Source organism: Allosaccharopolyspora coralli (assembly GCF_009664835.1).
In the GTDB taxonomy this organism is placed as follows: domain Bacteria; phylum Actinomycetota; class Actinomycetes; order Mycobacteriales; family Pseudonocardiaceae; genus Allosaccharopolyspora; species Allosaccharopolyspora coralli.
In genome coordinates, this window is sequence record NZ_CP045929.1 from 3,579,108 (window position 1) to 3,604,534 (window position 25,427).

The window sequence follows — 25,427 nt, forward strand, 5'->3', positions numbered from 1 at the left end:
AACAGTTAAGAACCCTCAGCTCACTTCCGCGCGGAGAGCGGCGGTGAGATCACCGTGAGTGCCGACGGCCACCCCGTCGAGGCCGAGCCATGCCGCCATGTCGTGCACAGCGCCGCCGAGTTCTCCCGCAACCCGCGCCTCGTCCGCCCCTTCTTCCAAGAACGCTCCGGGGACGCGGAGGACACTCGCGTTCCGGTCCGCCTTGAGGTCGACCCGTGCCACGAGCTCGCCGTCGAGCAGGAACGGGAACACGTAGTAGCCGTGTACCCGTTTGGCCGCGGGGACGTAGATCTCGATCCGGTAGTGGAAGCCGAACAACCGTTGCGCGCGGGAGCGTTCCCAGATCAACGGGTCGAACGGACACAGCAACGCCCGGCCTGTCACCCGGCGCGGCGTCCGCGCGGCGCAGTGCCGGTACGCGGGCTGTTTCCAGCCGCGAACGTCGACCGGTTCGAGCGTCCCGTCCTCGACGAGCTCGGCGACAGCGCGCTGCGACTGCGCGGGCTTGAGCCGGAAGTAGTCCCGCAGGTCCGGCTCGGTCGCCACCCCCAGCGACCGCGCCGAGCGCTCGACCAGCGCGCGGACCGCGTCGGCCTCCGGCGGGTCGTGGGCGAGGATCTCCGGCGGCAGCACCCGCTCCGGAAGGTCGTAGAGCCGCTCGAACCCGTTCCGGGCACCGGTCGTCAGCTCGCCGGAGGCGAAGAGCAGTTCACAGGCGCGTTTCGTATCGGTGCGATCCCACCACGGTCCCCGGTTCTGCTTCTGCTCGGAGCCCAGCTCCCGTTCGAGCGCCCCGGCCCCGATCGGGCCGGACTCCTTGACCACGGTGAGCACGTCGTCGAGCAGGCCGGGATTGTCGTCGATCAGGTGCCGCAGCTTCGTGCGCCACGAGCCGCCGTACTCCCGCATCCGCCACCGCAGCAGCGGCCACACCTCCAACGGCACGAGGGACGCCTCGTGCGCCCAGTACTCGACGAGCAACCGGGGCTTGCCGGACCGCGGCGCCCACGCGGCATTGTCGACGAGCTCGTGGGCGTAGCGGCCGATCCGGCTGAACACCGGCATGTAGTGCGCCCGGACGGCCACGTTGACCGAATCGAGTTGGAGCAGCCCGGTGCGGGCGAGCACTCGCTGCAGGTGGCGGCGGTCGGGTTCCCCGGACGGCGCGGCATCGGTGAAGCCCTGGGCGGCGAGGGCGGTCCTGCGCGCCACGGCGGCGCTCATCGTCTGCACGGTTCGATCGTGCCAGTCACCCCCGACACCGCGGTCGCCGCTGACCGGGCAGGGCACTCGACGCGCCAGCGGTGGTCGCGCCCTGTCAGAGCGCGATTGAGACTGTGGCATCACAGTGCGCCGAGGCTTTCCCTCCGGTCTACGGTTCTCACCTCGTGGCCGGCGAGGTGAGGTTCCGCCACGGAACCACCCACGCAGGTCAATCCGCGCGCCCTTTACGTTGGAGGCATGGCCGATGCCGAGGTGCGGGTCGCCGGTTCCGCCGACACCCCCGAGATCGCGCGTATCCAGGTGAGCACCTGGCGCAGCGCCTACGCCGACGTCCTGCCCGTCGAGGTCCTCGACTCGATGGACCCTGCCGAGGCGCGAGAGCAGTGGGAGGAAGCCGTCGGAGGCGACTCCGCCCACGTGCTCCTCGCCGCCGAAGGAGGCTGGACTGTCGGCTTCTGCGCCGCCGGGTGGGCTCCCGAGCAGGAGGTCGCCGCCGCCGACGGGACCGCACCGGACGACGCGGGCGCGACCGCGCTGGTCAGCGCGCTCGTCGTCGAACCGCGCTGGGGTCGGCGGGGACACGGTGGGCGGCTCATGGGCGAGATGGCGCAACGGCTGCATCAGCACGGCGCGACGCGCGGGATCGTGTGGCTACCCGAGGCGGACGAGGCCTCGCGCGCGTTCTTCCACAGCGTCGGCTGGGCGCCCGACGGCACAATGCGCACTCTCGACGCCGGAGGCCGTCCGGTCCGGGAGATGCGATTCACCGGCAGCCTCGAACTCCACTTCGTGCAGTAAGCGTTCGGGGCGGCTGAGCGGTCACCACGTACCCGGCCGGACCACCGGCGGTTCTCAGTGCCCTCCTCGCGAGGACAGCGATGTCGCTGCGAGGAGGGCGGGAGAGGTTCCGCCACCCGACCCACCGGGCAAGACGATGGCAACCCTCACGAGATGGGTTGGTACCGTCTACGGCGACCGTCGACTCCACGCGGGGGACCTGTGCTGAGCATTCTGGGCTTGCTCTCGACCGCCTTCGGCATGTCGATCGCCTCGGCACTGGTCCCGTTGATCAGCATCGAGGTCGTCGTCATCGGCATGGTGCTGCAGAGCCCCACACTGCCCTGGTGGCTGCTGGCCGTGGTCGTCACCGTCGGCCAGGTCGGCGGCAAACTGCTGTACTACTACAGCGCGAAGGGCGTCATCCGGCTGCCTGCCTTCATGCAGCGCAAGGGCAGCCGCTCCGGGCGGTGGCACCAGTGGTTGCAGAGCTTCCGCGCGAGTTGCCACGACCGTCCGGTGTGGACAGGCGCGGTGTTGCTGGTGAGCGCGGTGATGAGCATCCCGCCGTACGCCGCGACGGCGATCATCGCCGGGTGGGCCCGGGTGTCGTTGACGACGTTCGTCACGACCGCGTTCGTCGGCCGGTTCGCGCGGTTCGCCGCACTCGCGCTCGCCCCCGGCGTCGTCGTCGCCTGGCTGTAGTTTCAGAGGGCGGATCGACCTGCTGTGGTGGTTCCGTGGCGGAACCGGAGCTCGCGGCTGGCTGCGGGCGCGTCCGCGTCGTCGCCAGCTACGAGGTGAGCACCCGCCGGTACCCGGTCCGCGCGTCCACCGTCGAAAAGACCTCGGCGCACTGTGGCTGCCACGGGCTCACTCCGCGCTGATTCTGAGCCGGTCACGCGTTCCGTTCGAGTTCGATGGCCTTGCGCATCGCTTTGCGCCCCCGGTTGCGGTCACCGGCGAGGTCGTAGGCCTCCGCGACCGCGTACCAGTTCCGCCAGTTCTCGGGGTCGGCGTCGAGTTCGGCCTGCTTCTGGTCGAACCACTGGTCCGCAGCGTCCCGCTCGACCCTGCCGGACGGTTTGCGCGGCAGGTGCGTGACGTCCGGCAAGGCTCCCTCGTCGTCCAGACGCCGGGCGAGCCGTTCGGTCGCGACGCCGAACCGCAGCTGGTCGTAGAGCAGCAGCATGCCGAGCACCGGCAGCACCAGGATCGACAATCCGAACAGGACGAACACCGGCTGACCGCTGCTGATCATGGTGTAGGCGCGGGCGCCGGCGAACACGAAGTACACGAGCAGCACCACAGCCAGCACGAACGCCGCCGTGCGGGCATTCAGCGCGGGGCGGCGGCGCGTCGGCTCGGACATCACAGCCCCAGGACCTTGTCGAGCCCGACGGTCAGGCCCGGACGGGAGCCGACGGCACGCACCGCGGCGAGCACACCGGGCATGAACGAGCTGCGGTGGTAGGAGTCGTGCCGGACGGTCAGCGTCTCGCCCTCGGTGCCGAGCAGCACCTCCTGGTGCGCCACGAGCCCGGCCAGCCGGACCGAATGCACGTTGACCCCGTCGACCTGCGCTCCCCTGGCGCCGTCGGGGTCCTTCGTGGTGGCGTCCGGCGACGGGCCCACGCCCGCGTCGGCGCGCGCCTGCGCGACGACCTGAGCGGTGCGCGCGGCGGTACCGGACGGGGCGTCGGCCTTCTTCGGGTGGTGGAGTTCCACGATCTCGACGGAGTCGAAGAACCGGGCCGCGGTCTCGGCGAACTTCATCGACAGCACCGCGCCGATCGCGAAGTTCGGAACGACGAGCACCCCGACCTCGGGGCGGTCCCGCAGCCACCCGCGCACCTGGTCGAGCTGCGACTCGCCGAGGCCGCTGGTGCCGACGACGAGGTGGATGCCGTTCTCCACACAGAACCGCACGTTGTCCAGCACCGCGTCGGGATGGGTGAAGTCGACCGCGACGCGGGCGCCGGCGGTGACGAGCTCCTGCAACGAGTCGCCCTGGTCGACCTCGGCGACGGCCTCGGTGTCGGTGGCGTCCGTGACGGCTTTGACCGCTTCGGAGCCCATGCGGCCGCGGGCGCCGAGGACGGCGACCTCGAGGAGACTGGTGTCGCTCACGTGGTGGCGTCCTTCCGGTTGAGGCGATGCAGTTGGTCCGGCAGTGCTGCCCGATCAGCGTACGGCCCGACGACGGTCGCGGTGAGCGGCCGACGCAGCAGGTCACCCGCGAGCTGCGCCACATCGTCGGCCGTGACCTCGGCGATGCGGTCGAGGGTCTGCTCGACGCTGAGATGCCTGCCGTAGTTGAGCTCGCTCTTGCCGATACGCACCATGCGCGAGGCCGTGTCCTCCAAGCCGAGCACGAGCGCGCCGCGCAGCTGACCTCGGCCGCGTGCGACCTCGGCCTCGGTGAGTCCGTGTTCGGCCACCTCGGCGAGGACCTCGCGGATCACGTCGACCACGTCGCCGAGCCGGTTCGGTTGGCAACCCGCGTAGACGCAGAACAGGCCGGCGTCGGCGAACGCCGTCGTCGCCGAATACACCGAGTACGCGAGACCGCGTTGTTCACGGACCTCCTGGAACAGCCGCGAGCTCATGCCACCGCCGAGCGCTGCGTTGAGCACGCCGAGCACGAACCGGCGCGGATCGTGCCGGTCAAGCCCACGGCAGCCGAGCAGCAAGTGCGCCTGTTCGGTGTCGTCGGTGCGCAGCACGAGTGAGTCCTGCTTCGGCAGCCGCGCGCGGCCCGCGCGGGGCGCGGCAGGCTCGATCTCGCCGTCGAGGCGTTGGCCGAGGGTTTTACGGACCAGGCGCAGCACCGTGCGGTGGTCGACGTTGCCGGACACCGCGAGCACCATGTTCGGCAGCTGGTAGCTCCGGCGGTAGAAGCCGTGCACCCGAGCGCGGGTCATGCCCTCGATGGATTCCTCGGAACCGAGCACGGACCGTCCGAGCGGATGGTCACCGAGGACGGCGGTCGTGAACAGTTCGTGCAGCACGTCCTCGGGGTCGTCGTCGCGCATCGAGATCTCTTCGAGCACGACGCCGCGTTCGGTCTCCACGTCGGAGGCCGCGTTGACGGCGTCGAAGACGACGTCGCAGATCAGGTCGACGGCCAGCGACAGGTCCTCGTCGAGGACGTGCGCGTAGAAGCAGGTGTGTTCCTTGTTGGTGAACGCGTTGAGCTCGCCACCGACGGCGTCCATCTGTTCGGCGATGTCGACGGCGGTGCGCTTCTGCGTTCCCTTGAACAGGAGATGTTCGAGGTAGTGCGCCGACCCGGCCTGGACTCGCTTCTCGTCGCGAGACCCGACACCCACCCACAGCCCGACCGAGGCGGAGCGGACGCCGGCAACGGGTTCGGTGACGACCCGCAGTCCTCCAGGCAACACGGTCCGCCGCAGCGCCTGACCTCCGGTACCGCCGAGCGTCTTGGTCGTCCCCGGCCGCTGCAGATGCCCGGCCGCCCTAGCGTTGCGCTGTCCCATGTCTCCATCTCGTCGGCGCGGGTTCCACCACCATCGCCGCAGGTTCGGCTAATCCAGCCCGTCAGGCAACCGCCGCAGGCGGTTCCACCACCCCGGACTCAACCGGCACCGGGCAAAGCCAACCCCCGACAGAACGCAAGCCGGGCGACCAACCGGCAACACCGATCAGCCGCCCGACTCACAATCAGAATCACTCAGCAGCAGCCTCGGCAGGTGCCTCTGCCGAAGCCTCACCCGCCTCCGCGTTCTCCTCGTCGACGACGACGAGGCTGATCTTGCCGCGGCTGTCGATGTCGGCGATCTCGACACGCAGCTTGTCGCCGACGTTGACGACGTCCTCGACCTTGCCGATCCGCTTGCCGTTGCCGAGCTTGGAGATGTGGACGAGGCCGTCCTTGCCGGGCATCAGCGAGACGAAGGCACCGAACGCGGCGGTCTTGACCACGGTGCCGAGGAACCGCTCGCCGACCTTGGGCAGCTGCGGGTTCGCGATGGCGTTGATCTTGTCGATCGCGGCCTCGGCGGACGGGCCGTCGGCGGCACCGACATAGATGGTGCCGTCGTCCTCGATGCTGATGTCCGCGCCGGTCTCCTCGGTGATCGTGTTGATCATCTTGCCCTTCGGCCCGATGACCTCGCCGATCTTGTCGACCGGGACCTGCACCGTGGTCACGCGCGGGGCGTGCGGGCTCATCTCGTCCGGCGAGCCGATGGCCTCGGCCATCACCTCGAGGATGGTGAACCGGGCGTCGCGCGCCTGGCCGAGCGCCTGGGCGAGCACCTCGGACGGGATGCCGTCGAGCTTGGTGTCGAGCTGCAGCGCGGTGACGTACTCCTTGGTGCCCGCGACCTTGAAGTCCATGTCACCGAACGCGTCCTCGGCGCCGAGGATGTCGGTCAGCGCGACGTAGTGGGTCTTGCCGTCGACCTCGTCGGAGACCAGGCCCATGGCGATCCCCGCGACCGGCGCCTTCAGCGGGACACCGGCGTTGAGCAGCGACAACGTGGAGGCGCAGACGGAACCCATCGAGGTGGAGCCGTTGGAACCCAGCGCCTCGGAGACCTGACGCAACGCGTACGGGAACTCCTCACGCGTAGGCAGCACCGGGACGAGCGCACGCTCGGCGAGTGCGCCGTGGCCGATCTCGCGGCGCTTCGGGCTGCCGACCCGGCCGGTCTCCCCGGTCGAATACGGCGGGAAGTTGTAGTGGTGCATGTAGCGCTTGGTCGTTTCCGGACCGAGGCTGTCGATGGTCTGCTCCAGGCGCAGCATGTTCAGCGTGGAGATCCCCATGATCTGGGTCTCGCCGCGCTCGAACAGGGCGGAGCCGTGGGCACGCGGCACCACGCCGACCTCGGCGGAGAGGCTGCGGATGTCGGTCAGGCCGCGGCCGTCGATACGGACCTGGTCACGGATGATCCGCTGCCGGACGAGCTTCTTGGTCAGCGAGCGGAACGCGGCGCCGACCTCCTTCTCGCGGCCCTCGAACGCCTGGCCTTCCTCGACACCGACCCGCTCCAGCGTGGCCGCCTTGAGCTCGTCGGTCTTGTCGTCGCGGTCCTGCTTGCCGGGGATCGCCAGCGCCTCGGTGAGCTCGCGGGAGACGGCGTTCTCGACGGCGGTGTAGGCGTCGTCCTGGTAGGCGGGGAACACCGGGTAGTCGGCGGTCGCGTTGCCCGCGGCAGCGGCCAGCGACTGCTGGGCCTGGCACAGGGTGCGGATGAACGGCTTCGCGGCCTCGAGTCCGGCGGCCACGATCTCTTCCGTGGGGGCCTGCGCACCGGAACGAACCAGGTCGTCGGTGTGGTCGGTGGCCTCGGCCTCGACCATCATGATGGCGACGTCGTCACCGACGATGCGGCCGGCGACGACCATGTCGAACACCGCACGCTCGAGCTGCTCGTGGGTGGGGAAGGCGACCCACTGGCCGTCGATGAGCGCCATCCGGGTGCCGCCGACAGGGCCGGAGAACGGCAGGCCGGACAGCTGAGTCGACGCCGAGGCGCCGTTGATGGCCAGGACGTCGTACGGGTCCTTGGGGTCGAGGCTCATCACGGTGACGACGACCTGGACCTCGTTGCGCAGACCGTCGACGAACGACGGACGCAGCGGCCGGTCGATGAGCCGGCAGGTCAAGATCGCGTCGGTGCTCGGGCGACCCTCACGGCGGAAGAACGAGCCGGGAATGCGGCCCGCGGCGTACATTCGCTCTTCGACGTCGACCGTCAGCGGGAAGAAGTCGAGGTTGTCCTTGGGCTGCTTGGACGCCGTGGTGGCGGAGAGCAGCATCGTGTCGTCGTCCAGGTAGGCGACGACGCTTCCGGCGGCCTGCTTGGCGAGCCTGCCGGTCTCGAAACGGACGGTGCGCGAGCCGAAGGCGCCGTTGTCCAGCACCGCGGTGCTCTCGAACACGCCCTCGTCGACGGATTGTGCTTCGGTCACGGGGTACTCCTCGTTCTCGAGGACCCACGGCCGTGGTGGAGCGTTCCGGCTGAGCCGGCCATCGATCGAAGCTCTCGGGTGCTGTTCCGCTCCCGGGAGCCACTACCGAGGACCGGCGGACGCCTTCCCACTGCGGCGTGAGTCCTGTGTTGTTCTCGTGCGTCTACCAGGGTCTCGCCCCGGTGGGCGCCGCGCCCGGCGCCCGATGTTCCGTGGTCCTCACGAAACATCGAGGGGAGTGGCCGCGCGGCCACTCCCCTCGACAAAGCTCAACGGCGCAGGCCGAGTCGCTGGATCAGCGAACGGTAACGCTCGATGTCCACCTTCGTCAGGTAGTTGAGCAGCCGGCGACGGCGACCGACCATCAGCAGCAGGCCACGACGCGAATGGTGGTCGTGCTTGTGCGTCTTCAGGTGCTCGGTCAGGCCGGAGATCCGATTGGTCAGCAGGGCCACCTGGGCCTCGGCCGAACCGGTGTCCGTCTCGTGCAAGCCGTAGTCGGACAGGATCTGCTTCTTCTCATCAGTGGAGAGAGCCACGTGTGTTACTCCTTGTTTCGTGTGCCGTGCGAGGTGCTCGCCCGAACCGGCGTGGACCACGCCACGAACGGCCCGGATTCACCCCCGGTCGTCGCACGCCGAGGAAGAGCCCGGTGGGCGCACAGGATTCCCGGCCGCCACGGACTACAGCCGGATCCCGGACGCAGGATATCAGGGACTCCGCCGCCTCCCGGCTCACCCGGGCACGGAGACCCGATGCACCGTCCGGTACGTCCGAGTGCCGCCATCGACTTCACTGGCGATGAGGCTGAGTTCATCCGCGCCCCACCACGGCCCTGCGTAGGTCTCGAACAATCCGCGCAGCGCGGGTTTGTCCGTCGCGCCCGCCGACCAGCGGGCGAGTGTGAGGTGCGCCCGGTACTTGCCCGGGTCCGCGCCCGCGAGACGGACCAGTCGGCGCAGCGAACCGGCGTCGTCCTCGGCTGCGAACTCGACGCCGAGCCACAGCACGCCGCTGAAGAAGCCGCACCCGCGTAGCCGCAGCCGGGGAGCGAAGACTTCCGGTTCCTTGCGGACGACCCGCGCCATCCGGCGATCCAGCCGGTCGGAGTGCCACTCGGGATCACTGTCGTCACCGTGGAACGCGAGCGTCAGGTGCCTGCGCTCGCGCGGAATCAGCCGAAACCCGGTCGCGCCCGCCGTGGCCGGGTCGAGCCGTGCACGGTCGAGCTCACCGAGCCACTCGTCTAGGTGATCCAACGCCTCCCGCGAGGGCCACACCGCCGTGAACAACCGCACGGGGGCCTCCTCAAAGCCTGTCTGTGATCTTGTTCTGATGCACGTCCAGGCATGGTCTCGCGTGCTCAGCCCGAGCACGGTGAGAAGCTCCGGCGCTGCAGGTAGCGACACGGCCCCAGAGGTGATCACGGGACCTTGATCGTCTGAAGGTCCGTGCGCTGTGCCGCCCTCGTCGCTGACCGAACCATTGTGGTCGAGTTCGCTGACCTGCTCGGGTCGGGTGAACGGCCCGAGTTCTCCCGACGGTGTTCGGCACCTGCTTCCACTGCCGGCCAACCGCGATGTACTGGGGACGTCACCGGATGCGAGTGGTCGAGAATCCGATGCCGCCGCACCGACCGACGGGAGGCTGCCCCTGGCCCGTGTTGACACCGATCGACTGGCCGGGAACGGCGGAGCGGACGCCACATCGGAACACCCCGGGCCCGGATCTGCTGGCAACGCTGATCCGACATCGGGCGAGCCAGAACGCCCCGGAGAGCGTGTCGCGCCCCGGATCAGTGATCGGCGGCACGCCACGAGGCCACCATCGCTGGGTACTCCGCGCGAACTCGCGCCACGCAGGGGCGTCCTCGGGATCCAGCTCGCGGGCGTGCACAGCGCAGCGGTGTAACGCTTGCTCCCAGGTTTGGAGTCGTTCGTCCTGCGGTTCCACGGTGTGTTCCAGCGCAGCGATCCGGGCAGAGCACACCGCGCGCGCCTCGTTGAGGACTTCCAACGCTGCCTCGTAGGCCACCGCTTGGTCGCTGGACCAGGTAAACGACTCCAGCCCCTCCAGCATGTATCGGGCCATCTCAACCTCCATGTCGACCACGAGCCGATCCTGTCACCCATGCCGCGCTCGCCGGTTATCCGAGAGGGACCTTCGCCGTCGCGTCGACACCTCGCCGATGCAGGAGCTCGGCGTCGTTCTTCCGTCCGGGAGCGCCCCGGCGGACGGCGACAAGCGTGCTCAGCCGTCGCCGGCGGCGGCGCGGCGGAGCAGTTCGGCCAGACCCGGGTACTTGCCGTCGATGAGCGAGGCCGCGGCCTCCAGTTCGCTCGGCCGCGCGACCTCCCGCAGGACCGGCCACGCCGTCTCCTCACCGTTCGCGTGGATCACCGGCAACGTGTCCCGCCCCACGCTCGGCTTCGAGTACCGCACGTCCTCCAGGGCTTGATGGATGGCGTCGTTCTCCCCCGCAGCCACCCCCGGAATCAGGACCTTGCGTTCGAGCATGACGAGCCGGGCCAGCACCGACGGGTTGCCGATTTTGGCGCGACGACCGCTCATCACCTGGCTGAGCATCGGCGCGCTGATCCCGAGCACCTCGGAGAGCTGGGCCTGCGAGATGCGGAACGCGACGACCAGCCGACGCACCCGGTCGCCCAGCGGTTCGCCGTACCACTGACGCTGCAGTTCCAGGTTTCGCTGGACGATCTTGCGTTCCTCCACCTTCGCTCCCCCGGTCCGGCCGTTGATCGAGATCTTGCTCTGCGCTCCGCATCCTGTCAGCTCGTGCGCCCCGGCAGGGCCGGAACGGGCGAACCGGTGCGAACTCGGCAGATCGGGCCGGGCGGCGCTCACCGGTCGGCGTCCAGGATCGCGCGGGTCCGCTCGACGTCGTCGTGCATCTGCCGGACCAGATCGGCGACCTCGTCGTAGCGGACCTGACCACGCAGCCGGTCGACGAAGTCGAGCTCGACGTACTCCCCGTAGAAGTCGGTGTCGACGTCGAGGACGAACGCCTCGATCGTGCGCTCGGTGCCGGAGAACGTCGGATTGCTGCCCACGGACACGGCCGCCCGCAGAGTCTTGCCCGGATCGCTCGACCCGCGCCTGCGGTGCGTGAACCAGCAGGCGTAGATCCCGTCGGCGGGGATCGCGGCGAACTTCGGGGTGTCCAGGTTCGCGGTCGGATAGCCGAGCTCGCTGCCGCCACGTCCGGCACCACGGACCACGATGCCCTCGAGCCGATGCTTGCGGCCGAGCGCTTCGGACGCGGCCTGCACGTCGCCCGCGTCGATGCAGGCCCGGATGTAGGTCGACGAGAACGTCACGGACTGCTCGCCCGCTGCGCTCTCGACCGGGCCGGACAACAGCGGGTCGGACTCCGCATCGAACCCGTACCGCGAACCCAGGCTGCGCAGCAGTTCGATGGTGCCCGCCGCCTTGTGCCCGAACGCGAAGTTCTCCCCGACGACGACGACCGCGGCGTGCAGCTTCTCGACGAGGATCTCGTGCACGAACTCGTCCGGGGGCAGCCGCGACAGGTCCGGGGTGAACGGCAGGACGCAGAACACGTCGACGCCGAGTTTCTCCACCAACGCCGCCCGGCGGCGCAGCGTGGTGAGCTGAGCGGGATGGCTGCCCGGGCGGACGACCTCGGTGGGGTGCGGATCGAAGGTGAGCAGCACACACGGCAGGTCGCGCCGGCGAGCCAGCCGGACGGCGTGCCCGATCAACTCCTGATGTCCCCGGTGGACGCCGTCGAACACGCCGATCGTCACGACACACCGGCCCCAGCCACCGGGGATCTGCTCCACACCGCGCCATCGCTGCACGCCGGAGAGCCTACTGGCCGCTCACCGCGCGAGGCTCTCCCACCCGGAGACGTGCAGCGTTCCGTCCTGGCAGGGGTTCAGCGGCCCGTCCTGGGACGTCGTGCCGCCACGGGCGTTGACGTGTGCGCTCGAGTCCTGGTTGTCGGAGCCTCGGACGCCGATCATGGTCGGCGCGGACACACACCCTCGATCGGTGCCTTCGTAGGGCAGCGTCCACCAGGTCACGGAGGCACCCGCCCGCTCACCCGGACGTAGCGTGAGGTATCGCGGGGCGGGCAGCTGGTCGCCGACCGTCGTGGTCGGCCTCGGGGTCTCGTCGTCGTAGAGCGTGAGCTGCGGGTACCCGTCGAGAGTGCAGGGCTGCGCACTCACGTTCCCCACCGTGAGGTAACCGTCGCCGCGGCCCTCCGGGTACTCGGCGGAGTCCCACACGGTGTCCAACGCGTCGGCCGGACACGGGTGGAGCACGTGCTCGTCGTCCTCGATGACCGGCTGTTCGCCAGCCGTGTCCGAGCCGGAGCCATCGGCTGTCCCGGTATCCGCGGAGTCGTCGGCGGACCCTGCGTCGCCACTGTGCTCCGAGTCCTCGGTAGACGTGTCCTGAGCGGGCGGTTCCTCGACGACCTTCGTCACGGTTTCCTGCGGCGGCGCGGGTGGCGGTGCGGCGTTCTCGTTCGGGAGGCAGCCGCTCAATGCCGCTCCCGACGCCACGATGGTAGCGACGTACACGGTGCACTTCCGGGCGAGGGTCATCGGATCTCCTCCGCGAGTTCGTGGTCTCCCTGGCGGGATGTCACGACCTCGGACCGCTCGCCCCCCGGTCGGGTTCCAGGCGCTGACGAAGACGAGTAGGACTACTCAGGGGCATTGTGGAAGTTGGGTGGGTGGTCCGGTACCGCCGCCCCAATTCGCGCCTCGCGGCGTTGGTGTCTCTTGAGTACCAGGCGTACGCGGCGAGAACCCCTGCCTTGCGAGTCACAAACTCCGAACACCGGAGCCCCTCCCCCTGCCCAGGCTGGGCAGGTATGAGGCGTGCCCTACGGGCACACAAGCCAGTTCCCCAATGCACTCTCAGCAGCTCCGCACGGCTCGAGTAGACCGTCTCACCGCTCGGCTACGCCGCCTCACGGCTTGAGCACGAGGACGGACTTCGCGGTCCGGCCGCCGTCCTTGGCCAGCACGACCGGCGATCCGTCCGGGCCGAAGACCCCGTACGTCCCCAGGACGTTCGCCGCCGGAATCGTCCTGCCGTGCAGCAACGCGGTCACCGCGGCGGCGTCGACATCGACCCGGGGGAACGCGGTGGCCACCGCGTCGTCGAGCCCCATCGACAGCTCCGGCCGCTCTTCGAGACGTTCCAGGGTGTGTGCCGTGCCGAGCCCGAACGGGCCGACCCGGGTGCGGCGCAGCTCGCCGAGATGACCTCCCACGCCGAGCGCCTCCCCGAGGTCCCGCGCGAGCGCCCGGACGTAGGTCCCGGAACTGCACTCCACGAGCGCGTCGATCTCGACCGTCTCGTCGCCCCGACGCAGCGCCAGCGCATCGAAACGCGAGACGGTGACCGGCCGCGCGGCCAACTCGACACTCTCCCCGGAACGCGCCAGTTCGTAAGCACGCCGACCGTTGACCTTCACCGCGCTCACCGCACTCGGCACCTGCTCGAGTTCACCCGTCAATTCGGCGATACCGGAGTACACGGCCTCGTCGGCGACGCCCGAGGCATCCGTGCTCGACAGGACCTCGCCTTCGGCGTCGTCGGTGCTCGTGGCCGACCCGAGCCGGACCGTCGCCAGGTAGGCCTTGGTGTCCAGAGCCAGATGCCCGAGCAGCTTCGTCGCGCGCTCCAAACCGAGCACGAGCACGCCCGTGGCCATCGGGTCCAACGTTCCGGCATGGCCGACCTTGCGGGTGCCCATGATGCGACGGACACGGGACACGACGTCGTGCGAGGTCATCCCGGAAGGCTTGTCGACGACCAGCAGACCGGGCAAGACAGCGGAGCGCGGAGAACCAGACACGGCGACCCATCTTCCCCGACGGCCTGGCCGGGTCGCACGCAGGCTCACGCCGAGACGGTCTGCAGGCCGGTGACCGCCCAACGGCCGGAGCGTGCCCGCAGCAGCACCGCCGCCATCCGCGCGAGCATGAACAGCGCGAGCCCGGTCCAGATCCCGCTCAGGCCCCAACCGAACGCCAGCGACAGCCAGATCAGCGGCAGATACCCGACGATCGCCCCGAGCAGCGTCGTCGTGCGCAGGTACGCCGCGTCGCCGGCGCCGAGCAGCACGCCGTCCAGCGCGAACACCACCCCGGCGATGGGTTGCAGCGCGACGAAGAACCACCACGCTTGCGGGACCGTGCCGAGCACCGCCTCGTCCGAGGTGAACACGGCGGGCAGCACGCCGGCGAGCGCGGCGAAGCCGACGCCGAGCAGGATGCCGAAGTACAGGCCGTACCAAGAGATCTGACGGGCGACGGCCTTGGCAGCGGGAGCCGAACCGCGGCCGAGCGCCGCTCCGATCAACGCCTGTGCCGCGATCGCGAGCGAGTCGAGTACCAGGCTCAGGAACATCCACAGCTGCCACACGATCTGGTGCGCGGCCACCGAATCCGCACCCATCCGCGCGGCCACCGACGTCGCGGACAAGAAGCACGCCTGGAACGCCGCCGTGCGCAGCACCAGGTCGCGGCCGAGCCCGAGCTGCGCGCGGATCAGCGAGGGTCGTGGCTTCAGCGCCACCTTCTCGACGACCAGAGCGCGGACGAACAGGGCCGCCGCCAGCGTCTGACCGCAGACGTTCGCGACCGCCGAACCCTCGAGCCCCCACTCGAGGGTGTAGATGAACAACGGACACAGCAGCGCCGACAGTGCGTTGCCCGCGAGGATGAAGTACAGCGGACGGCGGGTGTCCTGCACGCCGCGCATCCAGCCGTTGCCCGCCATCGTCACCAGCACCATCGGGGCACCGAGCAGCGCGATCCGCATCCACGACGCCGCCGCCGTCGCGATCGGCCCCTCACCGGCGAGGAGTTCGGTGACCGGAACCGCGACGAGCTGCACGAGCAACGACAGCACGACACCCACCCCGAAGCCCAGCCAGGTCGCCTGGACGCCTTCCTCCACCGCGTCGGCACGACGGCCCGCGCCGTGCAGCCGCGCGGTGCGGGCCGTCGTGCCGTAGGACAGGAAGGTCAGCTGCGAGGAGACCAGCACGAACAGAGTCGAGCCGAGCGCGAGCCCGGCCAGCGGGACCGCGCCGAGGTGTCCGACGAACGCGGTGTCGACCAGCGCGTACAGCGGCTCCGCCGCCAGCACGCCCAGCGCGGGGACCGCCAGTCCGAGGACCCGCCGCACCGGAACCCGCTCGTCCACGTCCGCCACCGAGACCTCCCGTAAGGTGTGACAACGCCTTTCGCCCCTGACGAAGCCACACTAGGATAAGTAGCCGTGCGAATCGAGGGCTCACCCCGTGGGGACTCCTCGATGTGAGCGGTCACCACGCACGCAGCCCGGCCACCCGCGGTTCTCAGCGCCCTCCTCACGAGGCCAGCGATGTCGCCGCGTAGGCCCGCTACTCAAGAAATCGATCCCGCAGGGAGGAGGGCGGGGGAGGTTCCGCTACCCGACCCACCAGGCGAGACGTTCCGTGAGGAGTTCACACGGTCGGAGATGGACAACGCTGATTACACCCAGGTGGCGCTTCGACTCGCCAATGCACCGCTGGACGACGTCGACGACCTCAGGGCGGCGCTGCACGACGAACCGTGGTGGGCCGATCGCGCCACGACCGACGACCTCGTCGTCCTCCGAGCGGTCGCCGCCCAGCTCCGGGACGCGCTCGACGCGGCGGTGCACGCGCACCACGACGAACTCCGGCACCGCGTGAACCACCTGCTCGAAAGCCACCCGCCACGGCCGCGGTTGTCCGGGCACGGCGGCGGCGACGGACTGCCGAACTGGCACATCCACGTGGCCGACGTGGACGCACCCCCGGCGACCGAGGTCGCGGCCGCCGCCTCGTGGGGGCTCGCGTACGGCGTCGTCCGGCACGGCACCGAGCGTTGGGGACGATGCCACGCCGAGTCGTGCGGCACCTACTTCCTCGACACCTCGACGAACCAGGCGAAGCGGTTCTGCTCCCCCCGCTGCGCCAACCGCGTCCACGTCGCGGCCTTCCGCGCACGTCGCCGTGGGTGACGCGCCACCAAGTGCTCGCGCGGGTCGAGGGCGGCGGTCAGGCAGACTCGCGAGGGCTAGAGCGTGGGAACGTCGGTCAAGGCAGCGCGCAGCGCGGCGACGACGTCTGCGGACGTCGCCGCCTCGGTGGTGAAACCGGACGCCTTGTCGTGCCCCCCGCCGCCGAGGGCCCGCGCAGCAGCGCCCACGTCGAGCCGGCCCTCCGAGCGCAGCGACACCGACCAGCGCTGCTCGCCGAGCTCCTTGAGTACCGCCGTGACTTCCGCCTCGCCTGCCGTACGCAGCACCTCCACGACGCTGTCCGCTTCGTGCGCGCTCATTCCGTCCACGTCGCACAGCCGCACCGTCGTGTGCGCCAGCCCGAATCCCCGCGCGGCGTCCGGGTCCAGTTCCGCCCGGTGCAGCACGTCCGAGAGCGCCGCCATCCACCGGAACGGATGCGTGTCCATCAGCGAGCGGACCAGCTCTTCGGCGTCGATGTCGTGGCCCAGCAGCCGCGCCGCGACCCGATGCGCCGACGCCGACGCGTGCCGGAACGACCGGGTGTCGGTCACCAGCCCCGCGTACAGGCAGCGCGCGATCGACCGGTCCGGCTCGATGCCCAACTCGTCGAGCAGCCGCAACACCAGTAGCACCGTGGCCTCGGCCGACGGGTCGATCACGTGCTGTGTGCCGAACCGGGTGTTCGCCACGTGGTGGTCCACCACGAGCACGTCCCCACCGGCCTGGATCGTGGCGGCTACCCGGTCCTCGAGGCCGCCGAGCCGATGCGCGTCCCCGGTGTCGAGCACCACGAGCAACGGCACCGACGCCGGAACCCGGTGCGACGGGACCACGAGACCGTTCGCGTCCAGACCACTCAGCGAGTCGGAGAGGACGTCCGGCCGGCCGAACGACACCCGCACCGCGGCACCCCGGTGGTGCAGTGCCGTCCCCAGCGCGAGCGCGCTGCCGAGAGCGTCCGCGTCCGGGTCGACGTGTCCGAACAGGGTCACATCGGAGGCGTTCGCGAGCAGACTCGCCGCCCGGCGCAGCTCGATGTCGAACTCGCCGCAATCGGTTTCGACCCCTCGCGCAGTCACCTCGCCACCTCCACGGCTGTCGGCCCGCAACACGCCTTCGGGCGGGTGCGGTTTCCTCAACGGATCCCCGTCACGATCCTGACCCGCAGTCCCCTGGCGGGACCAGTCACGTCAACGACCGTTCACCTCAGCGACCGCTGCCGTCCTGCCCCGACCGTTCACCGGCGTCGTCATCGAGATCCACGGTGTCTTCCTCGAGATCTCCCTCGTCCCCGAGATCAGTGGCGTCGTCCCCGTCCTCGGACGACCGATACGGGTCGGCGTCGCCTGCCGGTGCGGCCGTCGACGCCAATCGCGCCACCTCGGCATCGGCCTCCTTGGCCTGCGCGAGCAACTCTTCCATCCGGCGAGCGTCGTCCGGCACGGTGTCGGCGACGAACGTCAACGTCGGCGTGAACCGGACACCCGTCTGCGCCCCGACCCGCGAACGCAGCACACCGTTCGCGCTGGCCAGCGCCGCCTCCGTCGACGCATGATCGGCGTTGTCGCCGAAAACCGTGTAGTACACGGTCGCGTCCCGCAGATCCGCCGTCAGTCGGGCGTCGGTGATCGTCACCATCGCCAGGCGCGGATCTTTCACCTCGTACTCCAGGCCGGACGCCACGATCTGCGCGATCCTCTTGGCGAGCCGGCGGGCGCGCGCGGTATCAGCCACGGCGCACCTCCTCCTCGATGTCCTCCGTCACCGGCCCACCGGGCCGATGAGTCACCCCGCCGACGCGAGCACGCGCCGACCACCGTGGCGGCACCACGGTCCCGTGCACGGCGACCCCACCGAGCACGGACCGCCACCGTTCAATCCTCCGGACCGAGCATGCGTTGCCGCGTGGACAGCAACTCCAGTTCCGGGTGCCCCGCCATCGCGCGTTCGCAGGCGTCGAGAACCTCGCGCACGTGCCCGGCATCGGCGGCTACGGCGCTCACCCCGATCCGGGTCCTGCGGTGCAGATCTTGGTCGCCGACCTCGGCGACCGCCACGTCGAAGCGCCGCCGCAGCTCGGCCACCACCGGCCGCACCAGGCCACGCTTCTGTTTCAACGAATGGACGTCTCCGAGCAGCACGTCCAGCTCCAACGCACCGACGTACATGCGCCGACCACCGCCGCGACGAGCCGGCCGGGGCCCGGACGGACCGGACCCCGGCGTCGACTCAGACTCGCGGCTTCTCCCGCATCTCGTAGGTCTCGACGAAGTCGCCGACCTTGATGTCCGAGAAGGACCCCAACGTCAGACCACATTCGAAACCGTCGCGGACCTCGGTCGCGTCGTCCTTGAACCGCTTCAGCGAGTTCACGCTGAGGTTCTCGGCGACCACGACGTTGTCCCGCATGAGACGCGCCTTCGCGTTGCGCCGCATGATCCCCTCGGTGACCATGCACCCGGCGATCGTGCCGACCTTCGAGGACTTGAAGACGTCCCGAACCTCGGCGCGACCGAGCTCCACCTCTTCGTACTCGGGCTTGAGCATGCCCTTGAGGGCCTGCTCGATCTCCTCGATCGCCCGGTAGATCACCGAGTAGTACCGGATCTCCACGCCTTCGCGGTTGGCGACCTCGGCGGCCTTGCCCTCCGCACGGACGTTGAAGCCCATCACGATGGTGTTCTCGGCGGTGGCGAGGTTGATGTCGCTCTCGTTGATGCCACCGACACCGCGGTGGATCACCCGGAGCTGCACCTCGTCGCCGACCTCGATCTTCATCAAGGACTCCTCGAGCGCCTCGACGGTGCCCGAGTTGTCACCCTTGATGATCAGGTTGAGCTGGTTGGTCTCCTTGAGCACCGAGTCCAGGTCCTCGAGGCTGACGCGCTTGCGGCGCGACGCGTTCTGCGCCTCGCGGATCCGGGCCGCGCGGCGGTCCGCGATCTGGCGGGCCACCCGGTCCTCGTCCACGACCAGGAACGCGTCACCCGCACCCGGCACCGAGGTCAAACCGATGACCTGGACCGGACGCGACGGCTTGGCCTCGGTGACGTCCTCGTCGTGCTCGTTGATCATGCGGCGGACGCGCCCGTAGGCACCGCCGGCGACCACCGAGTCACCGACCCGCAGCGAGCCGCGCTGCACCAGCACGGTCGCCACCGGACCACGGCCACGGTCGAGGTGTGCCTCGATGGCCACACCCTGCGCGTCCATGCCCTGGTTCGCCCGCAGGTCCAGCGACGCGTCCGCGGTGAGCAGGACCGCCTCGAGCAGCGACTCGATGTTCTCGCCCTGCCGGGCCGAGATGTCGACGAACATCGTCTCGCCACCGAACTCCTCGGCGACCAGGTTGTACTCGGTGAGCTGCTGCCGGATCTTCGCCGGGTTCGCGCCCTCCTTGTCGATCTTGTTCACCGCGACCACGATCGGCACCTCGGCCGCCTGGGCGTGGTTGATCGCCTCCACCGTCTGCGGCATGACGCCGTCGTCGGCGGCGACCACGAGCACCGCGATGTCCGTCGACTTCGCACCGCGGGCACGCATGGCGGTGAACGCCTCGTGACCGGGGGTGTCGATGAAGGTCACCGGACGCTCGCGCCCCTCCAGCTCGGTGACCACCTGGTAGGCACCGATGTGCTGGGTGATGCCGCCCGCTTCGCCCTCCTGGACGTTGGCCTTGCGGATCGTGTCCAGCAGCCGCGTCTTACCGTGATCGACGTGACCCATGACCGTCACCACCGGCGGACGGGAGGTGAGGTCCTCGTCGGAACTGCCCGGGTCACCGAAGCTGATGTCGAAGGACTCCAGCAGCTCCCGGTCCTCGTCCTCCGGGCTGACCATCTCGACCTGGTAGTTCATTTCCTGGCCGAGCAGTTCGAGGATCTCGTCGGAGACCGACTGGGTCGCGGTGACCATCTCACCGAGGTGGAACATCGCCTGCACCAGCGAGGCCGGGTTGGCGTTGATCTTCTCGGCGAAGTCGGTCAGCGAGGCACCGCGGCGCAGCCGCACCGCCTCGCCGTTACCGCGCGGGAGCCGGACACCGCCGACCGAAGGCGCCTGGAGGTTGTCCATGTACTCCTGGCGCTTCTGGCGCTTCGACTTGCGGCCACGACGCGCCGGGCCTCCGGGACGCCCGAAGGCACCCGCTGTGCCGCCGCGACCGCCGGGACCGCCACGGCCACCACCGCCGCCGGGACGCCCACGGAAGCCACCTCCGGGCGGGGCACCGCCCGGGGCGCCACCGCCACCACCGGGGCCGCCACGACCGCCGCCGGGACCACCGGGCCCGCCGGGTCCGCCGCGACCGCCACCAGGCCCACCGGGACCACCGCGGCCGCCACCGGGACCACCGCGGCCGCCACCGGGACCGCCACGACCGCCACCGGGACCACCGCCCGGCTTCGACGGACGGGACGGCATCATGCCCGGGTTCGGCCGCGGCGGCATCATGCCCGGGTTCGGACGGTTGCCCCCGCCCTCACCGCGCGGCGCGCCGCCGGACGGGGCGCTGCCCGCGCCCTGGCCTTGGCCCTGGCCGCCGCCCTGACGATCCGGACGCTGTCCACGGTCGGGACGTTGCCCACCGGAACGCTGGCCTTGGCCGCCCTGGCCCTGGCCTTGACCGCCCTGGCCTTGGCCCTGGCCGCCGCCCTGACGCTTGTCGGGACGCTGAGCCGGAGCACCCTGGCCGACGCCGAACGGGTTGTTGCCGACCCGCGGCGAGCGCGGGCCGGGCTTGGGCGCCTGCGGGCGCGGCGGAACGACACCGTCGCCGTCACCCTCACCGGCAGGCTCGGAGCTCGGCTTCGGACCCGGCTTCGGACCGGGCTTGGGGCCCGGCTTCGGCGCCGGGGTGTCCGCCTTCGCAGCCGGAGCCGGCGTGTCTTCCTTGGGCTGCTGTTGCGCCGGTGGACCGGGTTTCGGCCCCGGCTTCGGCGCACTCGGCTTCGGGCCCGGCTTCGGCGCGGCCTTGGCCGCACCACCGTCGGACGCGGCACCCTCGGCCGCAGCAGTGCGCGGCGACGCTTGCTCGCCGGATGCAGCGGTGGAACCGGACTTGCTCTTGTCGGACTTCTTCGACGCGCCACCCGCCTTCGGGTAGGCGTCACGCAGCCGTCGTGCCACGGGCGCTTCCACCGTGGACGAGGCCGACTTCACGTATTCGCCCTGCTCGGCGAGCTTGTTCAAGACGTCCTTGCTCGTCACGCCGAGTTCTTTGGCGAGCTCATGTACGCGGGCCTTGCCTGCCACTGCTCTCCTCATCTGGGGAGGCCGGGCGGCAGTCCCGCTCGACCTCGTCCTATCGCCGATGCGCGTTCATGTCTTCAGCTTCACGGCTGATTCATGACGGGTCGACCTGCTTCCTTCCAACGTCCGGAGCGGGAAGGTCCCGCTCCGGGTCACGCCCACTGCTCGAGATGCACCTGGATCGCCGAGGTGTCGAGAGGCCCACGCACGCGCAACGCGCGAGGGAACGCTCGACGTTTCTCGGCGAGACGGAGACACGCGGGTTCGGGATGCAGCCATGCGCCCCGACCCGGGTGCCGACGCCGGGGGTCGGGAACGGCGACACCTCTCGCACGACCGCTCTCCGCCACCACTCGCAGCAGCTCCGTGGCCGACGTCCGGTTCCGACAACCGACACACGTGCGAACGGGACCGTGCGGACCACGGTCATCGGACGTGCGTGTACGGATTGTCGCTCCCTCGCGCCGAAGCCACCAGTGATTCTAACCTGCCGTTCTCACTCGGCCGAACCCACGGTCGGCAGCTCGTCGACCTCGGAGTGCACCGCCTCCGCCGGGGGCGGCTCGGCCGCCGGATGCCCGGCCTCGGTGGTCGGCGCGTCCGGATCGGCGTCACTGCGGATGTCGATCCGCCACCCGGTCAGGCGCGCCGCCAACCGGGCGTTCTGCCCCTCCTTACCGATCGCGAGGGACAGCTGGAAGTCGGGAACGATGACGCGCGCGGTCTTCGCCCGCTCGTCGACGACCTCCACCGAGACAACCTTCGCGGGCGAGAGCGCATTCCCGACGAACTCCGCCGGGTCGTCCGAGAAGTCGATGATGTCGATTTTCTCGCCGCCGAGCTCGCTCATCACGTTGCGCACCCGTGCCCCCATCGGTCCGATGCACGCGCCCTTGGCGTTCACACCCTCGACCGAGGAGCGCACCGCGATCTTCGAGCGGTGGCCGGACTCGCGCGCCACCGCCGGAAGCTCCACCGTGCCGTCGGCGATCTCCGGGACCTCCAGCGCGAACAGCCGTCGGACCAGGTTGGGGTGCGTGCGCGACAGGGTGATCTGCGGGCCGCGAGCACTGCGCGAGACCCCGACCACGTAGCACTTGATGCGGGTGCCGTGTTCGTAGCGTTCCCCCGGCACCTGCTCGGCCGCCGGAATCACGCCCTCGCTGTCGCCGACCTGCACGACCACCATGCCGCGCGAGTTCGCCCGCGCGTCACGCTGGATCACCCCGCCGAGAATCTCCCCCTCCTTGGTGGAGAACTCGCCGAAGGTGCGCTCGTGCTCGGCGTCGCGCAGCCGCTGCAGGATGACCTGGCGCGCAGTGGTCGCCGCGATCCGGCCGAAGCCCTCGGGAGTGTCGTCCCACTCCTCGTCGACCTCGCCCTCGGCGCTGAGCGTGTGCGCGAGCACGCGCACGATGCCCGTCTTGCGGTCGACCTCCACCCGGGCTCGCGGCTGGTGGCCGTCGGTGTGGCGGTACGCGGTCAGCAGGGCCGACTCGATGGCCTCCAGGACCGTTTCGAACGGGATGTCCTTGTCGCGCTCGATCGCCCTCAGCGCGGCGATGTCGACGTTCACTTCGACTCCTCAGTGTTGTCGCGGTCGCTCCCTGCGCGGGAGGTCCCGCCCGCAGCCCGCTCCAGTGTTGCCAATTCTTCCGCCGGTGGCTGCTGGAATTCCACCTCGACCGTGGCCCGTTCGACCTCGGTGTACTGCAGTGTCCGCAACTCGGTGCCCACGAGCACCTGCACCGAGGTCTGCCCCGCCGCACCGACCCGCACCGCCAGCTGGGTGCCGTCGGTCAGCCGCACCGTCACCTTCCGGAACTTCGCGCGCTGCCAGTGACGCGGCTTCGTCAGCGGCCGGTCCACCCCGGGCGAGGTCACTTCGAGGGTGTACGAGCCCTCGAGCACGTGCTCGTGGGCGTCGAGGACCTCGGAGACGACTCTGCTGGTGTCGGCGATGTCGTCGAGTCCCACGCCGTCGTCGGCGTCGACGACGACCTTGACCAGACGGCGACGACCGGCCTGCTGGACGTCGAGGCCCTCCAAGTCGAAGCCCGCGGCTTCGACGGCCTCGGCCACGACGGGCTCCAGCTGCGCGGCGATCTCACCACGCGGCGGGCTGGACACGTTGGCACTCCCACGTTCTCCGGGTGCAGGTCGACAGGGAACACCTCGGGCCCGGTGACGGACCGCGCGGTACCGCGACCAGAACTGCACCGCACCGGTCGCGGTCGCCCAGCGTATCGCGTCCCGCGAGCGGCCAGCGCGGCATGACCGGGGTAGGTGATCTCGCCCTCGCGACGCCGCCGCGGCACGGGTGATCTCGATGCCGGCCGCTGTGGGGCTCCTGGCAGGATGGGACGACGTGGACCGCCCCGCCCGCCGCTCACCCGCTCCGGTGCTGCACCGCCGCCGCCTGCTCGGCCTGACCGCGCTGCTGCCGGTGACCGCCGTGCTCGCGTGCACCGCCGACGAGCAACCGCCCGACCCGCTCCAGGCACTCGCACGCACCGCGAGAGCCGACGCGGTGCTCGCCGAACTCGCGGCGGAGCTCGGCGTCGGTCAGGCGCCCGAGCTCGTGCGGGTCCGCCGCGCACACGCGGACGCGCTGCAGCGTGAGATCGACCGCATCGACCCGCCGGACGAGGACGACCCCCGCCCGCGTGACCCACAGCCCTCGCAGCGTCCCTCGTCGGCGCCGGAAGCCACGACCGCGCTCACCGAGGCACTCCGTTCCGCAGGGCGACAGGCCGCCGACCAGGTACCGAGGCTGCCCGCGCATCGGGCCGGGCTGGTCGGTTCGGTCTCCGCGAGCTGCGCGAGTCTGCTGGAGGTGCTGGCGTGACCGAGCTGCCCGAACCCGTCACGCGATCGTTGGACGCCGCGGTCGCCGCCGAGCACGCGGCACTGTGGGTCTACGGACTCGCGACCGCCTTCGCCGCCGAACCGCGCGTGCGCTCGGCCCTCGACGAGGCGATGAGCACCCACCGCGACCTTCGCGACCGGGGTCAGCAGACGCTGCGCGACGCCGGGAACCGGCCACCGGCCGCCGCGCCCGCGTACTCGATGCCCGAACCGGTCACCGACCAGGCCTCGGCGATCCGGATGCTCGTCACCAGCGAACAGGAGTGTTCGGTCGGGTGGCGCGCCGTGCTCGACACCGAGGGGGCCGAGCCGGTGCGCGGGCTCGCGCTGGAGGCGCTCACCGCCACGGCCCGCAGGGCGACACGCTGGCGGCTCACCGTCGGCGAAGAGCCTGCTGCACCGCCGTTTCCCGGCCAGCCCTGATCAACGCGGGCCGGTTTCGCCGTCCTGCGGCCAGCCGAGCCGCAACGCGTCCTTGGTGACCTCGGTGAGCCGTGCGTCCTCCCTGCCGGGCGAGGAGAAGTAGCTGGACTCGCCGATGACGACCAGCCTGTCCTGCTGTTCGGAGTGGTAGCCGAGGTCCTTGTTCAGGTTCGGGAAGTCGTCCGGCATGTCGAGGTCGGACGACATGAGGTCCTGGATGTTGCCAGTCCCGTCCCGGGTGGTCAGCGCGTTGAGCTCGGCGGCCGTCGCCGCGTCGGGCATCCGGGCCGTGACCACCGAGGTGAGCACCTTCTCTCCGCTCGGCAGCATCGTGGTGTACAGCGCACGGGTGAGGTGCTCACACGAGTGGGTGCGGAAGTACTGCGCGATCCGCGCCGTGGAGAACTCGCCGCAGGTGGCCGTCTCGACGCGCAGGTACTGGTCGAACCGGTACTTGCCGTCGTCGGCCGCCGACGGGGTCGGTGCCTGCGCCTCGGGCTCCGTGTCGGGGGCCACGGCGAACCAGATCAGGCCGGACACGACGGCCACACCCAGCAGCAGACAGCCGCGCAATACCCAGCCCATCGTGGTCACGGACGCCGAGTCGTCGTTGCGACGCGGCGGCTCGGGTGCCCTGTTCGGGCCCGGCGCCGGAGGGGGAGGAGGCCCCGGTGGCGGCCCGGCAGCCCTCTGCTGCGTGCGGGGCGGCGGCAGGTGTCCGGTGTGCTGGTACGGCGGCCGTCCGGCGTGAGGCGTTCGAGAGTGCCCCGGCGGCGATCCTGGGCGTGCGAAAGCGGGACGGGTGGTCTCGTCGGAGCCTCCGACAGGTCCCGAAGGACGTGCCGGACCGGAGTCGCGGACGGCACCCAGCGGCGCGGTGTCACCGCGCTCGAAGCCAG

27 protein-coding genes are annotated in these 25,427 nt (G+C 70.4%); 6 read left to right on the forward strand and 21 right to left on the reverse strand.

All coding sequences use genetic code 11. From position 1 onward, the window contains the following. Window positions 1-15 precede the first annotated feature (15 nt). On the reverse strand, window positions 16-1,233 hold the full coding sequence (locus GIY23_RS16680; protein WP_154077511.1) for a winged helix-turn-helix domain-containing protein: 1,218 nt from the start codon (window positions 1,231-1,233) through the stop codon (window positions 16-18). Between the two features lie 228 nt (window positions 1,234-1,461). Between GIY23_RS16680 and GIY23_RS16685 the strand changes: the two genes are divergently transcribed. The 3 genes from GIY23_RS16685 to GIY23_RS16695 all read left to right on the forward strand — a co-directional run bounded on the left by GIY23_RS16685 (window position 1,462) and on the right by GIY23_RS16695 (window position 2,888). Next, window positions 1,462-2,022 (forward strand): GNAT family N-acetyltransferase, encoded by a 561-nt coding sequence (locus tag GIY23_RS16685; RefSeq protein ID WP_154077512.1) that lies wholly within the window; start codon window positions 1,462-1,464, stop codon window positions 2,020-2,022. A 201-nt stretch (window positions 2,023-2,223) separates the two neighbouring features. Continuing rightward, window positions 2,224-2,706, forward strand: coding sequence for a VTT domain-containing protein (locus GIY23_RS16690; RefSeq protein ID WP_228717340.1), 483 nt, complete (start codon window positions 2,224-2,226; stop codon window positions 2,704-2,706). 35 nt (window positions 2,707-2,741) lie between these two features. Then, on the forward strand, window positions 2,742-2,888 hold the full coding sequence (locus GIY23_RS16695; RefSeq protein ID WP_154077513.1) for a hypothetical protein: 147 nt from the start codon (window positions 2,742-2,744) through the stop codon (window positions 2,886-2,888). Between the two features lie 11 nt (window positions 2,889-2,899). Here GIY23_RS16695 and GIY23_RS16700 read toward each other — a convergent pair whose 3' ends face one another. The 12 genes from GIY23_RS16700 to GIY23_RS16755 all read right to left on the reverse strand — a co-directional run bounded on the left by GIY23_RS16700 (window position 2,900) and on the right by GIY23_RS16755 (window position 15,168). Beyond that, complete coding sequence (locus GIY23_RS16700; protein ID WP_154077514.1) at window positions 2,900-3,373, reverse strand: hypothetical protein; 474 nt, start codon at window positions 3,371-3,373, stop codon at window positions 2,900-2,902. Next, entirely contained in the window at window positions 3,373-4,131 is a 759-nt protein-coding gene (gene dapB, locus GIY23_RS16705; RefSeq protein ID WP_154077515.1) for a 4-hydroxy-tetrahydrodipicolinate reductase, read from the reverse strand. Before dapB ends, GIY23_RS16700 begins: the two co-directional genes overlap by 1 nt. Further along, entirely contained in the window at window positions 4,128-5,501 is a 1,374-nt protein-coding gene (locus tag GIY23_RS16710; RefSeq protein ID WP_154077516.1) for a M16 family metallopeptidase, read from the reverse strand. Before GIY23_RS16710 ends, dapB begins: the two co-directional genes overlap by 4 nt. Window positions 5,502-5,691: 190 nt before the next feature. Next, window positions 5,692-7,944: a polyribonucleotide nucleotidyltransferase gene (locus tag GIY23_RS16715; RefSeq protein WP_154077517.1), complete on the reverse strand. Its 2,253-nt coding sequence runs from the start codon at window positions 7,942-7,944 to the stop codon at window positions 5,692-5,694. Between the two features lie 269 nt (window positions 7,945-8,213). Further along, complete coding sequence (rpsO, locus tag GIY23_RS16720) at window positions 8,214-8,483, reverse strand: 30S ribosomal protein S15 (RefSeq protein ID WP_154077518.1); 270 nt, start codon at window positions 8,481-8,483, stop codon at window positions 8,214-8,216. Between the two features lie 195 nt (window positions 8,484-8,678). Beyond that, on the reverse strand, window positions 8,679-9,242 hold the full coding sequence (locus tag GIY23_RS23085) for a 2'-5' RNA ligase family protein (RefSeq protein ID WP_228717341.1): 564 nt from the start codon (window positions 9,240-9,242) through the stop codon (window positions 8,679-8,681). 295 nt (window positions 9,243-9,537) lie between these two features. Next, window positions 9,538-10,035, reverse strand: coding sequence for a hypothetical protein (locus GIY23_RS23090; protein ID WP_154077519.1), 498 nt, complete (start codon window positions 10,033-10,035; stop codon window positions 9,538-9,540). A 159-nt stretch (window positions 10,036-10,194) separates the two neighbouring features. Beyond that, window positions 10,195-10,677, reverse strand: coding sequence for a helix-turn-helix domain-containing protein (locus GIY23_RS16735; RefSeq protein ID WP_154078919.1), 483 nt, complete (start codon window positions 10,675-10,677; stop codon window positions 10,195-10,197). A gap of 128 nt (window positions 10,678-10,805) precedes the next feature. Further along, on the reverse strand, window positions 10,806-11,786 hold the full coding sequence (locus GIY23_RS16740) for a bifunctional riboflavin kinase/FAD synthetase (protein ID WP_154077520.1): 981 nt from the start codon (window positions 11,784-11,786) through the stop codon (window positions 10,806-10,808). Window positions 11,787-11,807: 21 nt separating this feature from the next. Then, complete coding sequence (locus GIY23_RS16745; protein ID WP_154077521.1) at window positions 11,808-12,539, reverse strand: DUF4232 domain-containing protein; 732 nt, start codon at window positions 12,537-12,539, stop codon at window positions 11,808-11,810. A gap of 371 nt (window positions 12,540-12,910) precedes the next feature. Beyond that, the gene (truB, locus tag GIY23_RS16750; RefSeq protein ID WP_154077522.1) at window positions 12,911-13,804 is read right to left on the reverse strand and encodes a tRNA pseudouridine(55) synthase TruB; all 894 of its coding nucleotides are present in this window, start codon (window positions 13,802-13,804) and stop codon (window positions 12,911-12,913) included. 44 nt (window positions 13,805-13,848) lie between these two features. After that, window positions 13,849-15,168 carry an MATE family efflux transporter gene (locus tag GIY23_RS16755; RefSeq protein ID WP_154077523.1) on the reverse strand — a complete coding sequence of 440 codons (1,320 nt, stop codon included), beginning with the start codon at window positions 15,166-15,168 and terminating at the stop codon, window positions 13,849-13,851. A gap of 288 nt (window positions 15,169-15,456) precedes the next feature. Between GIY23_RS16755 and GIY23_RS16760 the strand changes: the two genes are divergently transcribed. Then, window positions 15,457-15,984: a CGNR zinc finger domain-containing protein gene (locus tag GIY23_RS16760; RefSeq protein WP_154077524.1), complete on the forward strand. Its 528-nt coding sequence runs from the start codon at window positions 15,457-15,459 to the stop codon at window positions 15,982-15,984. 56 nt (window positions 15,985-16,040) lie between these two features. Here GIY23_RS16760 and GIY23_RS16765 read toward each other — a convergent pair whose 3' ends face one another. The 7 genes from GIY23_RS16765 to rimP all read right to left on the reverse strand — a co-directional run bounded on the left by GIY23_RS16765 (window position 16,041) and on the right by rimP (window position 23,367). Then, entirely contained in the window at window positions 16,041-17,066 is a 1,026-nt protein-coding gene (locus tag GIY23_RS16765) for a DHH family phosphoesterase (protein ID WP_228717342.1), read from the reverse strand. 127 nt (window positions 17,067-17,193) lie between these two features. Beyond that, window positions 17,194-17,721, reverse strand: a complete 528-nt coding sequence (rbfA, locus tag GIY23_RS16770) for a 30S ribosome-binding factor RbfA (RefSeq protein WP_154077525.1) — start codon at window positions 17,719-17,721, stop codon at window positions 17,194-17,196. Window positions 17,722-17,861: 140 nt separating this feature from the next. After that, window positions 17,862-18,155 carry a DUF503 domain-containing protein gene (locus GIY23_RS16775; protein WP_154077526.1) on the reverse strand — a complete coding sequence of 98 codons (294 nt, stop codon included), beginning with the start codon at window positions 18,153-18,155 and terminating at the stop codon, window positions 17,862-17,864. Between the two features lie 61 nt (window positions 18,156-18,216). Beyond that, window positions 18,217-21,240 (reverse strand): translation initiation factor IF-2, encoded by a 3,024-nt coding sequence (gene infB / locus GIY23_RS16780; RefSeq protein WP_154077527.1) that lies wholly within the window; start codon window positions 21,238-21,240, stop codon window positions 18,217-18,219. 149 nt (window positions 21,241-21,389) lie between these two features. Further along, the gene (locus GIY23_RS16785; RefSeq protein WP_323845270.1) at window positions 21,390-21,590 is read right to left on the reverse strand and encodes a YlxR family protein; all 201 of its coding nucleotides are present in this window, start codon (window positions 21,588-21,590) and stop codon (window positions 21,390-21,392) included. 143 nt (window positions 21,591-21,733) lie between these two features. After that, window positions 21,734-22,813: a transcription termination factor NusA gene (gene nusA, locus GIY23_RS16790; protein WP_154077528.1), complete on the reverse strand. Its 1,080-nt coding sequence runs from the start codon at window positions 22,811-22,813 to the stop codon at window positions 21,734-21,736. Further along, on the reverse strand, window positions 22,810-23,367 hold the full coding sequence (gene rimP, locus GIY23_RS16795; RefSeq protein ID WP_154077529.1) for a ribosome maturation factor RimP: 558 nt from the start codon (window positions 23,365-23,367) through the stop codon (window positions 22,810-22,812). The genes nusA and rimP overlap by 4 nt, the downstream gene beginning before the upstream one ends. A 199-nt stretch (window positions 23,368-23,566) precedes the next feature. Here rimP and GIY23_RS16800 point away from each other — a divergent pair, with 199 nt between their 5' ends. Together GIY23_RS16800 and GIY23_RS16805 are read left to right on the forward strand one after the other, a co-directional pair. After that, window positions 23,567-24,085 (forward strand): hypothetical protein, encoded by a 519-nt coding sequence (locus GIY23_RS16800; RefSeq protein WP_228717343.1) that lies wholly within the window; start codon window positions 23,567-23,569, stop codon window positions 24,083-24,085. Beyond that, window positions 24,082-24,528: a ferritin-like domain-containing protein gene (locus GIY23_RS16805; RefSeq protein ID WP_154077530.1), complete on the forward strand. Its 447-nt coding sequence runs from the start codon at window positions 24,082-24,084 to the stop codon at window positions 24,526-24,528. The genes GIY23_RS16800 and GIY23_RS16805 overlap by 4 nt, the downstream gene beginning before the upstream one ends. On the opposite strand, the gene GIY23_RS16810 is transcribed toward GIY23_RS16805, so the two are convergent. After that, window positions 24,529-25,122, reverse strand: a complete 594-nt coding sequence (locus GIY23_RS16810; protein WP_154077531.1) for a hypothetical protein — start codon at window positions 25,120-25,122, stop codon at window positions 24,529-24,531. Between the last annotated feature and the right edge of the window lie 305 nt (window positions 25,123-25,427).